This is a genomic window from Streptomyces paradoxus (assembly GCF_014202475.1).
Taxonomy (GTDB): Bacteria; Actinomycetota; Actinomycetes; order Streptomycetales; family Streptomycetaceae; genus Streptomyces; species Streptomyces paradoxus.
In genome coordinates, this window is the sequence record NZ_JACHGV010000009.1 from 103,147 (window position 1) to 116,351 (window position 13,205).

14 protein-coding genes are annotated in these 13,205 nt (G+C 70.8%); 2 read left to right on the forward strand and 12 right to left on the reverse strand.

Features of this window, described 5'->3' with window-relative positions; translation table 11 throughout:
• The 3 genes from HNR57_RS27425 to HNR57_RS27435 form a co-directional block, all read right to left on the reverse strand.
• Nucleotides 1-1,584, reverse strand: coding sequence for a TROVE domain-containing protein (locus HNR57_RS27425; protein ID WP_184563954.1), 1,584 nt, complete (start codon nucleotides 1,582-1,584; stop codon nucleotides 1-3).
• A gap of 345 nt (nucleotides 1,585-1,929) precedes the next feature.
• Entirely contained in the window at nucleotides 1,930-3,384 is a 1,455-nt protein-coding gene (locus HNR57_RS27430; RefSeq protein ID WP_184563956.1) for an alkaline phosphatase PhoX, read from the reverse strand.
• A gap of 152 nt (nucleotides 3,385-3,536) precedes the next feature.
• The gene (locus tag HNR57_RS27435; RefSeq protein ID WP_184563958.1) at nucleotides 3,537-4,952 is read right to left on the reverse strand and encodes a hypothetical protein; all 1,416 of its coding nucleotides are present in this window, start codon (nucleotides 4,950-4,952) and stop codon (nucleotides 3,537-3,539) included.
• A 311-nt stretch (nucleotides 4,953-5,263) separates the two neighbouring features.
• On the opposite strand from HNR57_RS27435, the gene HNR57_RS27440 reads away from it, so the two are divergent.
• Nucleotides 5,264-7,093 (forward strand): DUF8508 domain-containing protein, encoded by a 1,830-nt coding sequence (locus tag HNR57_RS27440; protein WP_184563960.1) that lies wholly within the window; start codon nucleotides 5,264-5,266, stop codon nucleotides 7,091-7,093.
• 51 nt (nucleotides 7,094-7,144) lie between these two features.
• Here the strand turns inward: HNR57_RS27440 and HNR57_RS27445 are convergent, their stop codons facing one another.
• The 7 genes from HNR57_RS27445 to HNR57_RS27475 all read right to left on the reverse strand — a co-directional run bounded on the left by HNR57_RS27445 (nucleotide 7,145) and on the right by HNR57_RS27475 (nucleotide 11,331).
• Nucleotides 7,145-7,831, reverse strand: a complete 687-nt coding sequence (locus tag HNR57_RS27445; RefSeq protein ID WP_184563963.1) for an antibiotic biosynthesis monooxygenase — start codon at nucleotides 7,829-7,831, stop codon at nucleotides 7,145-7,147.
• A 118-nt stretch (nucleotides 7,832-7,949) separates the two neighbouring features.
• The gene (locus HNR57_RS27450; RefSeq protein WP_184563965.1) at nucleotides 7,950-8,315 is read right to left on the reverse strand and encodes a DUF3618 domain-containing protein; all 366 of its coding nucleotides are present in this window, start codon (nucleotides 8,313-8,315) and stop codon (nucleotides 7,950-7,952) included.
• The gene (locus HNR57_RS27455; protein ID WP_184563967.1) at nucleotides 8,312-8,731 is read right to left on the reverse strand and encodes a phage holin family protein; all 420 of its coding nucleotides are present in this window, start codon (nucleotides 8,729-8,731) and stop codon (nucleotides 8,312-8,314) included. Before HNR57_RS27455 ends, HNR57_RS27450 begins: the two co-directional genes overlap by 4 nt.
• A 238-nt stretch (nucleotides 8,732-8,969) precedes the next feature.
• Nucleotides 8,970-9,194 carry a hypothetical protein gene (locus tag HNR57_RS27460; RefSeq protein WP_184563969.1) on the reverse strand — a complete coding sequence of 75 codons (225 nt, stop codon included), beginning with the start codon at nucleotides 9,192-9,194 and terminating at the stop codon, nucleotides 8,970-8,972.
• Between the two features lie 134 nt (nucleotides 9,195-9,328).
• On the reverse strand, nucleotides 9,329-10,318 hold the full coding sequence (gene dapD, locus HNR57_RS27465; RefSeq protein WP_184563971.1) for a 2,3,4,5-tetrahydropyridine-2,6-dicarboxylate N-succinyltransferase: 990 nt from the start codon (nucleotides 10,316-10,318) through the stop codon (nucleotides 9,329-9,331).
• Nucleotides 10,319-10,462: 144 nt separating this feature from the next.
• A complete protein-coding gene (locus tag HNR57_RS27470; protein WP_184563973.1) occupies nucleotides 10,463-11,011 on the reverse strand; it encodes a TetR/AcrR family transcriptional regulator in 549 nt (182 codons plus the stop codon).
• Nucleotides 11,011-11,331: a DMT family transporter gene (locus HNR57_RS27475; RefSeq protein ID WP_184563975.1), complete on the reverse strand. Its 321-nt coding sequence runs from the start codon at nucleotides 11,329-11,331 to the stop codon at nucleotides 11,011-11,013. The genes HNR57_RS27470 and HNR57_RS27475 overlap by 1 nt, the downstream gene beginning before the upstream one ends.
• Nucleotides 11,332-11,512: 181 nt before the next feature.
• Here HNR57_RS27475 and HNR57_RS27480 point away from each other — a divergent pair, with 181 nt between their 5' ends.
• Nucleotides 11,513-12,346: an AbfB domain-containing protein gene (locus tag HNR57_RS27480; protein ID WP_184563977.1), complete on the forward strand. Its 834-nt coding sequence runs from the start codon at nucleotides 11,513-11,515 to the stop codon at nucleotides 12,344-12,346.
• Between the two features lie 56 nt (nucleotides 12,347-12,402).
• On the opposite strand, the gene HNR57_RS27485 is transcribed toward HNR57_RS27480, so the two are convergent.
• Both HNR57_RS27485 and sufU read right to left on the reverse strand, forming a co-directional pair.
• On the reverse strand, nucleotides 12,403-12,735 hold the full coding sequence (locus HNR57_RS27485) for a metal-sulfur cluster assembly factor (RefSeq protein ID WP_028809645.1): 333 nt from the start codon (nucleotides 12,733-12,735) through the stop codon (nucleotides 12,403-12,405).
• Nucleotides 12,732-13,202 carry a Fe-S cluster assembly sulfur transfer protein SufU gene (sufU, locus tag HNR57_RS27490; protein WP_033310795.1) on the reverse strand — a complete coding sequence of 157 codons (471 nt, stop codon included), beginning with the start codon at nucleotides 13,200-13,202 and terminating at the stop codon, nucleotides 12,732-12,734. The genes HNR57_RS27485 and sufU overlap by 4 nt, the downstream gene beginning before the upstream one ends.
• Nucleotides 13,203-13,205: the final 3 nt, after the last annotated feature.

Here is a 13,205-nt window from a genome sequence, read left to right on the forward strand (position 1 = left end):
TCAGGCCGCCCAGGGCCAGTCGGCGTCCCGGGAGGCCTCGATCAGCGGAACCATCCGGAAAGCCGCGTCCGAGAGGCCCCCGAACGTGTGCCGGTTACCCGTGCCCGACGGGCCGTGGCCCGCCCGGTACCCGGCGAGGTTCCAGGTGTAGACCGGCACGTCGGCCGGGATCTGCTCGGTCGGGTCGCCCCGGTGGTGGTGCGTGTACTGCTCATCGGTGACGATCAGCACCCGGTCGTGCTTCTTGTAGTGCCGGCGCACCGCCTCCGTGGTGTCGGTGCCGCCCAGGTCGCCGAAGCGGCCGAGGACCTTCAGCACCGACTCGCCCTCGCGGAACTTCACGCGGGCGCTCGTCGAGCCGAACTCGACCAGGTCCGCGCGCTCCGCCCGCAGCGCGAGCGCCGTACCGAAGATCGCCGCCGCGTCGGCCCGGGTCAGCTCCGAGCGGTCGGACAGCCGCGACCAGAACATCGAGCCCGAGCGGTCCACGAGCACCAGCGTCCGGCCGGGCAGCGCGGGCACGTTGGCCAGCGAGTGGCCGAGCGCCCGCTCCAGCGCGTACGACCAGCGCAGCGACGGCGCGTGCTGGTAGGCGGCGAGGTACCGGAAGGGGAACTGCCGCGAGCGCGCGACCTCCGCCGGGTCGCTGATCCGCGCGGCGACCCGCTCGGCCACCTCGTCCGAGACCCCGGCCTCGTCGAAGTTCCGCAGGTTGCGCACGAGAGCCATGGCCCCCATGGACGGGATCACGGCCTCCCAGGCGGCCTTGTCCATCGGCCCCTGCAGCCAGCCCGCCAGCGCCTCCCACGTCATGCCGGCCGCGGCCAGCCGCTCGGCACCGCCCTCGGCGGTCACGACCGCACGCCGTTCCTCCACGGTCAGCGCCATCAGCTCGCGGTGCGCGCTGAGAACGTGGTCGGACGCGGGCGGCACGGCGGTGTCCGGGTGGTGCCGGCGGTCGAGGGCGTACCGGAACAGCTCGCCCTGCCACGGCTTGCCCGGGTCCGGGGCGGCGTGCACGAGGTTGAGGATGTCGCCGAAGCGGTAGCCCTTGGAGGCGGTGTCGTACTTCAGCAGCGCCTTGCCGTGGTACAGGCGGCGCACGGCGTCGGCGATGCCGCGCTTGACCGGCTTCAGCACGTTCCGGCCGTACATCGCGGTCCAGTACGCGAGCAGTTCGCCGGGCTCGTCGGGCCGCTGCAGGACGGAGGCGACGACCTGCCGGTTGGACGGGCCGTCGGTCGCACCGGCGTCCAGGCGGGCCTTGACGTACTCGGCGGCGCCGACGACCGAGGCGGTGCGCAGGTTGCCCGGGCCGCGCAGCCAGCCGAGCAGGCCGGCCGTCCACTCCGGGTCGGTGACGGCGAGTTCGCGCACGAGCCGCTGGAACCGGTCGTCACGGTCGGCGCCGGTCTCGTAGAAGGTCTGCTGGGAGACGAAGTTGGATACGGAGAGCAGGAAGAGTTCGGAGCGGGCGTCCCGCTCGCGGCCCCGGCCGCCCTCGTACGTCCGCAGCACACGTCCCGTGGACGTCACGCGCGAGACGGGACGCGCGCGGGCTGCCTTGGAATTGAATCGCGCCATGGTGAATTCCCCCGAATTCATTCGTGTTTCCGGGGGAGACGCTGCATGCAGGGAAAAGAGGTGGGTGCCCGAGGTCAGAAGTCGGCGACGGACTAATTCAGATGCTCTACCCATTGAGCTACAGCGACCCGAAGTCGCTGACGGGACTCGAACCCGCAACCCTCCGATCCCAGGAAGTAACCGTTGCCTTCGCACCGGGCACCCACCACATGCTGCGCCTCCCGAGATCAAGTCGGCGGCGGCGTCGGATTCTTTGGAAGAGAAGTAGCCGCTGCCATCGCACCGGGAGGTGCGTGACGTTGTGATCTCACTGTAGGAGGCGCGCCCGAGGAACTGCGAGCGAATTTATGACCGCTTCTGGCGCTTCCAGGGGCCGGTGATCGCGAGCAGGATTCCCGGGTCCTGGATGTTGGCGTAGAGGGTCTTGCCGTCGGGCGAGAAGGTGACCCCGGCGAACTCGCTGTACTCCGGCTCCTCCTCGGTGCCGACGTTCAGGTCGTTCCGGGCGATCGGGTACGTGCGGCCGCTCTCGGTGGCGCCGAAGAGGTGCGAGACGCCCTCGCCGTCCTCGGCCAGCACGATGCCGCCGTACGGGGAGACGGTGATGTTGTCGGGGCCGTCGAACGCGCCGTCCTTCGACGGGTCGGGGTTCACCCCGAGCAGGACCTTGAGCGTCAGCGTGCGCCGCTTGGGGTCGTAGAACCACACCTGACCGTCGTGCTGAACGGGGCTCTCCGCGCGGGCGTAGGAGGAGACGATGTAGGCGCCGCCGTCACCCCACCACATGCCCTCCAGCTTGCGGGCTCGGGTGACCTCGCCGTCGGCGAACTGCTTGCGCACGGGGGCGGTACGGGCGTCGCGGTCGGGGACGTCCACCCAGTCGACGCCGTAGACGGTGCCGGTCTTCGTGGCGCGGGACAGGTCGTCGACGAACGTGCCGCCGGAGTCGAAGCACTTGGGGGCCTGGAGGACACCGGCGTCGTCGGCGAGCGCGCGGAACTTGCCGGGGCCGTACTCGAAGCCCTTGGGCGGGGTCCAGCGGAAGAAGAGGCCGTTGGGGCCGGAGGCGTCCTCGGTGAGATAGGCGTGACCGCGCTTGGGGTCGATGACCACGGCCTCGTGGTCGTAGCGGCCGAAGAACTTCAGCGGCTTGGGGCTGCGGTTGGCGCGCCGGTCACACGGATCGACCTCGAACACATAACCGTGGTCCTTGGTCATGCCGTTGACGCCGGCCTTGTCGGAGTTCTCCTCGCAGGTCAGCCAGGTGCCCCAGGGTGTGCTGCCGCCGGCGCAGTTGGTGGAGGTGCCGGCGATGCCGACCCACTCGGCGACCCGTCCGTCGGGGCGCACCTCGACGACGGTGCAGCCGCCGGCCGCGGCCGGGTCGTAGACGAGGCCCTCGGTGAGCGGTACCGGGTACTTCCAGTTGGCGCGCGGGCCCTTCAGCTCGTGGTTGTTGACGAGCAGGGTGGTGCCGCGCGGGCCGTCGAAGGTGGCCGTGCCGTCGTGGTTGGACGGCGTGGGCTCACCGGACTCCAGCTTCGTCCTGCCGCTGTAGGTGATGATCCGGTACGTGAAGCCGGCGGGCAGGGCGAGGATGCCCTTGGGGTCGGGGACCAGCGGGCCGTAGCCGACCCCGTGCCGGGCGTCCACCGCCTCGTCGCCCGCGCTGTCGGTGTCGGTGTCGTAGGACGCCAGGGCGTTCGGCGCGGTGGCGAGGGCGCCGACACTGCCCGCCAGCGCGACACCGGCACCGGTGATCGCGGAGGTTCTGGCGAAGTCCCTGCGGGTGAGCGACATGGTGTCTCCTGTGACGGTGGATATGCCGTGGAGGGTGGCGGACCTCGTTCGGCGAAACCGTCCCGCTCATCCGTGAACACCAGTTGAACAACACCCCAGGGGCGCGGGGAACTGCGCGATAAGCCACGACGGCGCCGCACCCGCCGGACAGCTCAGCCCCCTTGCTGCGACCGCGCCTTGAACGCCGCCTTCCGCGCTTCCTTCGCCACCTTCTTGTCGGGATGCAACCGCCCCATGGCTTCCAGCACATCGGCCGTGGCCGGGTGATCAACTCGCCACACGGCGTCGAAGAACCCGCCGTGCTGCCGCGCGAGCCCCTCCACCAGCGCCCGCAGCTCCTCGGAGTTCCCCTCCGCGGCCAGCTGCGCGGCCACCGTGTCGATGGTCAGCCAGTACACCATCGCCTCGGACGGCGCGGGCACGTCCACCGCCCCGTGCTCGGTCAGCCAGACCCGGGCGAGCCCGCCCAGTTCGGCGTCGTCGAGGACCTCCCGCAAGGCCGGCTCGGCCGAGGCACCGACGAGCGACAGGGCCTGCTGGCACCGCAGCCGCCGCAACGGCGCCCCGGCGTCCGATCCCCGGGCCGCCGCCAGCAACTCCCTTGCCGCTGCGAGCGATTCGCGCCGCTGGAGCCACTGCTCGGTCTCCGCCTGCGCGGCCGCGGGCGGGAACTCCGCCGTGCCGTCGAGCAGCGCGTCGGCCCCCTTGTCCGCGAGGTCGCCGACGGCGGGCGCCTCGAACCCGGCCTCCAGCAGCCGCGCGCGCATGCCGTACAGCCCGAGCGGGGTGAGCCGGACCATGCCGTACCGGGAGACGTCGGTGTCGTCGACGGGTGCCGCGGGCTCCTCGTCGGCGTCGGCCATGAGCGTCTCGTCGACGGGCTGGTAGGCGACGAAGCCCACCGGCTCCAGCATCCGGAACTGGTCGTCCAGCCGCATCATCGCGTCGGAGACCTGCTCCAGGACGTCGTTGGTGGGCTCGCCCATGTCGCTGGGCACGATCACCGAGGCGGCCAGGGCCGGCAGCGGCACGGGGGCGCCGGGGGTGCCCTCACCGGCGGTCAGCAGGTAGAGGTTGCCGAGCACGCCGTCGAGGAACTCGGCCTCGCCCTCGGGGTCCCAGTCGAGGGCGGAGAGGTCGACCTCGCCGTCCTCGTCCACGAGCCCGTCCAGGTCGGGCACGCTCGCGTCGGCGAGGACGGTCTCCAGGGCGGAGAGCCACACGGTGAGCACGTCCTGCGGCGAGCCACCGGTGAGCAGGGCCAGGTCCTCACCGGCCGCAACGGTGCCCTCGTCCTCGTCGACGACCTCGACGAGCCCGGCGTCCACGGCGACCCGCCATGCCTCGCTCGCGTCGGCGGCGGCGTCGTCCCCGCTCAGCCCGAGCGCCTCGACGGCCGCGGGCAGCTGCTCGTCGACGAGCCCTCCCCCGGCGTCGACGCGGGTGTCCGGCCCGGCCCAGCGGGCGAGCCGGGCGGCCCGGGACAGCAACGGTGTGGACAGCGCGTCGCGCGCCAGCTCCGCTTCGGTGTGCAGCCGCACCGGCGGCAGGGGGGAGCTGTCTGACATCGGCTGTTTCTCCTAGCGCGCCTCAGGTGACTCAACCGCTCAGCCTAGACGGATTTCCACCCATGCCGCCCACTTCATCTCCCCGTCGGCTGCCGTACATGGCCGAAACCTTGACAAGTGGCGTGAGCAGGCTGGAGATTGACGCGCGTAGAAGTCGGCGGACACTTGTTCACCGGGCCGGCCCCACCAGGTCCACCCGTCCACCGCGCTCTACGCGCGTCACCGCATCCGCCCCACAGGTAGCGGCAGTCAGCCATTCATCCTTTCCGCCCTCGTCCCGGCGCCCTGTCACGTCCCCGGAGGGAATCCCGTTGCCGAGCAAGTCGTCCGCGCGTCTCGCCGCGCTCACCGTCGCCGCCGCGTGCTCCGCGGCATCCACGATCGTCCTCACCAGCCCCGCGCACGCGGAGTCGGTGCGCATCCACGACATCCAGGGCAGCACCCGGATATCCCCGTACGCCGGCAAGCAGGTCACGGACGTGGCCGGAATCGTCACCGGCATCCGGACCTACGGCTCGTCCCGCGGCTTCTGGATCCAGGACCCGGCCCCGGACGCCGACCCGGCGACCAGCGAGGGCGTCTTCGTCTTCACCAGCTCCGTCCCGAAGGGGGTTGCCGTCGGTGACTCCGTCACGGTCAGCGGCACGGTCACGGAGTACGTCCCCGGCGGAGCGACCTCCGGCAACCAGTCGGTGACGGAGATCACCAAGCCGACGACCACGGTCGTCTCCAGTGGCAACGCGCTGCCCGCCGCCGCGGCGATCACCTCGCGCTCGGTTCCCGCCGCCTACGCGCCCGCCGGCGACACGGCCGCGGGCGGCTCGGTCAACGCGCTCCCCCTGCAGCCCTCGAAGTACGCCCTGGACCACTATGAGGCGCTGGAGGGCATGTCCGTCCGGGTCACCGACACCCGCGTCGTCGGCGCCACGGACCCGTACACCGAGCTCTGGGTGACGGTGAAGCCGCACGAGAACCGCAACCGCCACGGCGGCACGGTCTACGGCTCCTACGACGCGCAGAACACGGGCCGCCTCCAGATCCAGTCCCTCGGCGCGACGGCGGACTTCCCGAAGGCGAACGTGGGCGACACCCTCACGGGCAGCACCACCGGCCCCCTGGACTACAACCAGTTCGGCGGCTACACCCTCGTCGCGAGCGAGCTGGGCACCCTGAAGAGCGCGGGCCTGGAGCGGGAGACGACCCGCAAGCAGCGCTCGTCCGAACTCGCGGTCGCCACCTACAACGTCGAGAACCTCGACCCGGCCGACGACACGTTCGCCGCCCACGCCGCCGCGATCGTGAACAACCTGAAGTCGCCGGACATCGTGTCGCTGGAGGAGATCCAGGACAACAACGGCGCGAAGAACGACGGAACGGTCGCCGCCGACCAGACGCTGACCAAGCTGATCGACGCGATCGTCGCGGCGGGCGGCCCGAAGTACGACTGGCGCTCGATCGACCCGGCCGACGGCACCGACGGCGGCGAGCCGGGCGGCAACATCCGCCAGGCGTTCCTGTTCAACCCGGAGCGGGTCTCCTTCGCGGACCGCGCGGGCGGTGACGCCACGACGGCCACCGCCGTGACGAAGATCCGCGGCAAGGCGCACCTGACGCTCAGCCCGGGCCGTGTCGCCCCCGCCGACGAGGCCTGGAAGAACAGCCGCAAGCCGCTGGCCGGCGAGTTCGTCTTCCGGGGCCGCTCGGTCTTCGTGATCGCCAACCACTTCAACTCCAAGGGCGGCGACCAGGGTCTGACCTCCCAGTACCAGCCGCCGTCGCGCAGCTCCGAGACGCAGCGCCACCGGCAGGCCACCCTGGTGAACGCGTTCGTCAAGGACATCCTCGACACCCAGAAGAACGCGGACGTCGTCACGCTGGGCGACATCAACGACTTCGAGTTCTCGAAGACCGCGCAGCTCCTCGAAGGCCGCGGCGAACTCTGGTCGGCGATCAAGTCGCTGCCCAGGAACGAGCGTTACTCGTACGTCTACCAGGGCAACAGCCAGGTCCTCGACCAGATCCTGATCAGCCCGTCGATCCGCCGCGACTGCGACTTCGAGTACGACAGCGTGCACGTCAACGCGGAGTTCCACGACCAGATCAGCGACCACGACCCGCAGATCCTGCGGTTCCGCCCGTAAGCGGCCCGGGGCCGGCCGGACATCCCGTCCGGCCGGCCCACGGCTCCTGGCTCAACCTGGCAGCAGCCCCAGAACGTGCGTGTACCGGCTGCCGGTGAACCCCGCCACCCCGGGATACGTCCGCACCCGCTCCCACGCGTCGGTCGACGGAGCGGCCAGCGCCCGGTCGTAGGCCTCGGAGCTCTCCCACTCGGCGTAGTTCAGCACGTGCCCGCCGTCCGCGCTCAGGTGGAAATGAGCGGACAGCAGCCCGGCGTGCCCCTCCGGGTCGTCCTCGACGGCCTTCAGCACCAGGTCGGCCCACTCCTCCCGGCGCCCCTCGCCGCCCGCCTCGAAATCGATCCGTACGGTGACGACGTGCCCGGGCACCCGCGTCTCCCCTGCGGCCCGCTCCCGGCTGCGGTACCGCCGGTAGCGCCTGAGTCCGACCCGCTCGATCCCCGGCACGGCGGTGTCGATCTCGTCGACGCGCTCCTGCCGGTGGACCTTCACGAACGCCTCGAAGGCCTGTGGGCTGCTCCACTGCGAGTAGTGCATCAGCGTGGATCCGTCCTGCCCGGCGTACACGTGGTACCCCAGCAGATCGGAGGTCGGCCAGGGCCGCCGCTCCCAGGTCCGCCCGATCGCCTCTGCGGCCAGCCGCTGCCGCTCGGGGGTTCCCACCCGCCAGGTGCTGAAGATGGGGGCACCGATGCGAGAGTCGGTGGGGTCGGGGTGCTGTTCGGTCCGACGGGTCATGGAACGCTCCAGTTGTGTGCGCCGACTGCCTGCACACCCCACTCTTCAACCTCGACCAAGCTTGAGGTCAAGGGAGGTTCGGCAGGCCGGCGCCCCGGACGTTCGCAGGCCCCGGCACTCAGTGATGCCCGTGCACGTACCTCCAGCGCAGCACCCCGACAGCCACCACACCCGCGGCCGCCCCGGCCACGAGCACCGGCCCCGGATGCCGCATCCCGGCCTGCACGACCGTCCGCACCGGACCGGGCCCCGCATGCGCCGCCCGGTCCTGGACCACGTGGCCCGCCTGCGCCGCACTGCTGCGCAACTGCACCGTGACCGCCCCGGCCTTGTCCCGGAGATCGGCGGCCCGCGCCAGCGCACGCCCCTTCACATCGGCCTTCCCGGCCAACTCCTCCACCGTGTTCCCGAGTTCACTCCGCGTCTGCTCGATCTGCCGCCGCAGCTCATCGGGTCCCTTGGCCCCACCCGTCGGCTTCGTCATCGATGCGCCCTTCCCTTGATCTCCTCCACGTCCGCCTTGACGCTGCCGATCGCTGCCTCAGGCGTGGGAGGCGCGGCCCGCCGCAGCTGCCCCCGCCCGACTGCCGCCAGCACGGCCGCGATCACGAACAGCACCCCCATCACGATCAGCGCGGCGGCCCACACGGGCAGCACCAGCGAGAGCGCGGCGGCACCCGCACCGGCCAGCGCGAGGAACCCGGCGTACGCGACGGCACCCGCCGCACCGAGCAGCCCGCCGCCACGCCCCGCCCGCCGCCCCTTCTCGGCCAGCTCTTCCTTCGCGAGCGCCACTTCCTGCCGCACGAGCCGGGAGGCCTGCTCGGCGGCCTGATTGACGAGCTCGCCCACGGAGTGGTGCTCGTCGTGCACGACCCGATGGTCCATGGTTCCGGTCACGGTGTTCCGCCTCCTCTCGAAGAAGTAGGAACCCCCGAGTACCCGCCCGGCTCCGTCATACCTCGTAGTATCACTTAACATCACCAGGTAGCAGATTTAAGTGGAGCTACACAGTCAGCAGGCCGACACTACCCCCATGACGACACCCTTCGGCCGCACCCTCTGACGATGATCACCAAAGGGGACGGCCCGTGCCGCAGTCGCCTGCGGCACGGGCCGTCCCGTCTTCTCTGCCGGTTCAGTTCCAGGCGTACCCGTCGCCGAACAGCAGCGTGTGCTCCAGCACGTCCTCCGCCGGGTCGTCGATCTGACCGGCGTTGATCAGAGCGACCCGGTGGCCGTTGTGGGAGTCCGTGTTGGTCTCGTCGGCGTGCGCGGCGCCCGCCGGCAGCCAGCACACCGCCAGCGCCGCGGCCACCCCGGCCAGCCCGCGCCCCACGGTCCGCCCTCGCTCGTTCCTCATGCCCCGGTCCTTCTTTCGTCGGTTCGGCGTCTGATCGGACACTGCGTCCACCCGTTCATCTGCCAAAACCACCGCGAGGTCACGCCGGGTCATCCGTACGGGACGTACGGGCCGCACGGATCGCCGTGGGGCCGTCAGTTGTGGCTGTGGAGGATCTCGTTCAGGCCGCCCCACACCGCGTTGTTCGGGCGGGCCTCGACCGTGCCGGTGACCGAGTTGCGGCGGAAGAGGATGTTGGAGGCGCCGGACAGCTCGCGGGCCTTGATGATCTGCCCGTCGGGCATGGTGACACGGGTGCCGGCGGTGACGTAGAGGCCGGCCTCGACGACGCACTCGTCGCCCAGGGCGATGCCGACGCCCGCCTCGGCGCCGATCAGGCAGCGCTCGCCGATGGAGATGATGACGTTGCCGCCACCGGAGAGGGTGCCCATCGTGGAGGCGCCGCCGCCGATGTCGGAGCCGTCACCGATCACGACACCGGCGGAGATGCGGCCCTCGACCATCGAGGTGCCGAGCGTGCCGGCGTTGAAGTTGACGAAGCCCTCGTGCATGACGGTGGTGCCCTCGGCGAGGTGGGCGCCGAGGCGGACCCGGTCGGCGTCGGCGATGCGGACACCCTTGGGGGCCACGTAGTCCGTCATCCGCGGGAACTTGTCCACGGAGGTCACCTGGAGGTGCAGGCCCTCGGCGCGGGCGTTGAGCCGCACCTTCTCCAGGTCGTCGACGGCGACCGGACCGAGCGAGGTCCAGGCGACATTGGCGAGGAAGCCGAAGATGCCGTCCAGGCTCTGGCCGTGCGGCTTGACCAGGCGGTGGGAGAGCAGGTGCAGGCGCAGGTAGGTGTCGTGCGCGTCGATCGGCTTCTCGTCGAGCGAGGCGATGACCGTGCGGACCGCGACCACCTCGACGCCCCGGCGGGCGTCCGGGCCGATCGCCGCGGTCGCGCCACCGCCGAGCAGCTCCGCGGCACGCTCGGCGGACAGCCGCTCGGTGCCGGACGGGCCGGGCTCGGCGACGAGCTCGGGCGCGGGGAACCAGGTGTCGAGAACGGTGCCGTCGGCGGCGATCGTGGCGAGGCCGGCGGCCACGGCGCCGGTGGTGCGAGGAGCAGTCGTGTCGGTCATGAGGGCAACCTAACCGGCGGACGCCGATGGATGCGAACCCGTGCGGGGCCGTCTCACGGGACGGGCGGTATCCACCCCCCGAAGCCGCCCCTCAGCAGCACGGACACCGGCCCCCGGGACGACTCCCTCACGAAGCACCGCGCCTCAATCAGCCGCCCCCGCAAGCACCCGCCCCAGCAGTTCCCGCGCGTACTCCTCGTCGTACGGCACGCCCGTCAGCAGCACCTGCAGGCAGATGCCGTCGACGACCGCGACCAGTGCGCGCGCGGTGACGGGATCCGTTCGCGGGGACAGCAGTTCGGCGACGCCCTCGGCCCACTCGGCGGCGACGGGCCGCAGGGCCGGCCGGCGCAGGGCGGCCAGGTACAGCTCGTACTCCAGCTCCACACCCGTACGGTCACCGGAGAGCCACTCGCCGATCCACCCGGCGAGTTCGGCGGCCAGATCGGCCCGGGGATCCTCCAGGCCGCCGCACGAGGCGACCATCTTGGCGAAGCCCTCGTTGGTCTGCCGCAACGCGGCGACCATCAGCTCGTCGAGGGTCCTGAAGTGGTACGTCGTGGAGCCGAGCGGCACGTCCGCCTCGGCGGCGACGCTGCGGTGGCTCAGTCCGGCGATGCCCTTGGAGCCGACGACCCGGATCGCCGCGTCGATGATCCGCTGCCGCCGCTCGGGGTCGTGCCGCCTGGGCATCAGTGCGCACCTCCCAGGTTCAGCACCACGACCCCGACGATGATCAGCGCGATCCCGGCAGCTTTGGCGGCGGTCATGCCCTCCCCCATGAAGACGATCCCGATCGTGGCGATGGCGGCGGTGCCGACCCCGGCCCAGATCGCGTAGGCCGCGCCGACCGACACGGTCTTCAGGGTCTGCGCGAGCAGCCCGAAGGAGAGGACGTAGCCGACGAGCGTGAGCAGCGAGGGGCCGAGCCTGCTGAACCCGTCGCTGTACTTCATGGCGGTGGTCGCGCCCACTTCGGCGGCTATGGCACCGGCCAGCAGCAGATAACCCATGTGTACGAGCGTACACAACATCTGTACAGCCGTACACAACGGCGCCCCGGATATCGGAGAGAAACCGCTCTCACCAAATGAGCCACAGGCGCCCCACCAGTCCACTACGGTGTCCACCGATCACACACCGGGCCACCACAACTGCGCCGCCGTCAAGGGTGCCCCGCCGGAGGAACAGCGCATGTCAGAACAGAAGTCCCGGCCGCCGCAGGACCGCCCCTGGGAGAGCGGCTGGGCCCCGGACACCACCCGGGCTCCGGGCACGCGAAGGCTCTGGCTGGCGGGCGCGCTGGCCCTGGCCACGATCACCGCGTGCCTCACGGCCGTCACCGTGATGGACCAGGAGTCCGGAGAGCAGGAGAACCGGGCGGCGGAGCCGACCACCCTCAGCAGCTCGGCCCCGGGCGGCCTGATCTCCTTCGCGACGCCGTCCAAGGGCGGCGCCGAAAAGGCCGGAGCGGACCGCGCCCATCCGTCCCCCACCCCGACCAGCAGCGCTCCCACCGCCTCCCCGAGCCCGACACCCCGGAAGAAGGCCCCGAAGCCGCCGAAGGCGTCCCCCGCTCCGTCGAAGGAGCCGAAGCCCCCGTCCTCCCACGGCATATCCATACGCTCGGTCAACTTCTCCGACCGCTACTGGCGGGTGCGCGACGGCTATGTGCGCCTCGACCGGATCGGATCGGGTCCCGAGCAGCGCGAGGACGCCACCTTCCAGCGCGTCGCCGGTCTCTCCGACTCCTCCTGCTACTCCTTCACCACCGCGGACGGCCGCTACCTGCGCCACCGCAGCTTCGTCCTGGTCGCGAACAGCAACGACGGCTCGTCCCTCTTCCGGCAGGACGCCACGTTCTGTCCCCGCGTCTGGTCCCGCTCGGGAACGCTCACGCTGGAGTCGGTCAACTACCCGGGCCGCTTCCTGCGCCACCGCAACTTCCAGCTCCGCCTGGACCCCTTCGAGAACAGTCACCAGTTCTACGCGGACGCGTCGTTCCAGATCGTGTCCGGGCTGGACTGAACATGCGTGAGGGCGGCACCCGGACCGGGTGCCGCCCTCACGCGCGTCAGTGGATCTCAGACGTTGAACCCGAGAGCACGCAGCTGCTCGCGCCCGTCGTCCGTGATCTTGTCGGGGCCCCACGGCGGCATCCAGACCCAGTTGATGCGCAGTTCGCTCACGAGGCCGTCCGTGGCGGACTTCGCCTGGTCCTCGATGACGTCCGTCAGCGGGCAGGCCGCCGAGGTCAGGGTCATGTCGAGCGTCGCGATGTTCGCGTCGTCGATGTGGATGCCGTAGATCAGGCCGAGGTTGACGACGTCGATGCCCAGTTCGGGGTCGACGACGTCGTACAGCGCCTCACGGACCTCTTCCTCCGAGGCCGGCTTCATCTCAACGGTCTCGCTCATGCCGTCGTCTCCTTCTCGGCGTCGGCTCCGCCCAGCACCTGGGCCGTCGCGTCCTTCCAGGCCATCCAGCTCAGCAGGGCGCACTTCACCCGGGCCGGGTACTTGGACACCCCGGCGAACGCGACCGCGTCCTCCAGGATGTCCTCCATCGCGTCGTCGGGCTCGAGCTTCCCCTTGGACTGCATCAGCTCCAGGAAGGTCTCCTGGATCTTCCGCGCGTCGGAGAGGTCCTTGCCGACGAGGAGGTCGTTCAGTACGGACGCGCTCGCCTGGCTGATCGAACAGCCCTGGCCTTCGTACGAGACGTCCTCGATCGTGGTGCCGTCGTACTTCACGCGCAGCGTGATCTCGTCACCGCACGTCGGGTTGACGTGGTGCACCTCGGCGTCGCCATCCCGCAAGCCCCGCCCGTGCGGGTTCTTGTAGTGGTCCAGGATGACTTCCTGGTACATGGAGTCCAGTTTCACCGT

Bases quoted from the DNA above. Each gene is read 5' to 3' on its own strand.
- HNR57_RS27425 (WP_184563954.1), bottom strand. From the start codon at position 1,584: ATGGCGCGATTCAATTCCAAGGCAGCCCGCGCGCGTCCCGTCTCGCGC.
- HNR57_RS27430 (WP_184563956.1), bottom strand. From the start codon at position 3,384: ATGTCGCTCACCCGCAGGGACTTCGCCAGAACCTCCGCGATCACCGGT.
- HNR57_RS27435 (WP_184563958.1), bottom strand. From the start codon at position 4,952: ATGTCAGACAGCTCCCCCCTGCCGCCGGTGCGGCTGCACACCGAAGCG.
- HNR57_RS27445 (WP_184563963.1), bottom strand. From the start codon at position 7,831: ATGACCCGTCGGACCGAACAGCACCCCGACCCCACCGACTCTCGCATC.
- HNR57_RS27450 (WP_184563965.1), bottom strand. From the start codon at position 8,315: ATGACGAAGCCGACGGGTGGGGCCAAGGGACCCGATGAGCTGCGGCGG.
- HNR57_RS27460 (WP_184563969.1), bottom strand. From the start codon at position 9,194: ATGAGGAACGAGCGAGGGCGGACCGTGGGGCGCGGGCTGGCCGGGGTG.
- dapD (WP_184563971.1), bottom strand. From the start codon at position 10,318: ATGACCGACACGACTGCTCCTCGCACCACCGGCGCCGTGGCCGCCGGC.
- HNR57_RS27470 (WP_184563973.1), bottom strand. From the start codon at position 11,011: ATGCCCAGGCGGCACGACCCCGAGCGGCGGCAGCGGATCATCGACGCG.
- HNR57_RS27475 (WP_184563975.1), bottom strand. From the start codon at position 11,331: ATGGGTTATCTGCTGCTGGCCGGTGCCATAGCCGCCGAAGTGGGCGCG.
- HNR57_RS27480 (WP_184563977.1), top strand. From the start codon at position 11,513: ATGTCAGAACAGAAGTCCCGGCCGCCGCAGGACCGCCCCTGGGAGAGC.
- HNR57_RS27485 (WP_028809645.1), bottom strand. From the start codon at position 12,735: ATGAGCGAGACCGTTGAGATGAAGCCGGCCTCGGAGGAAGAGGTCCGT.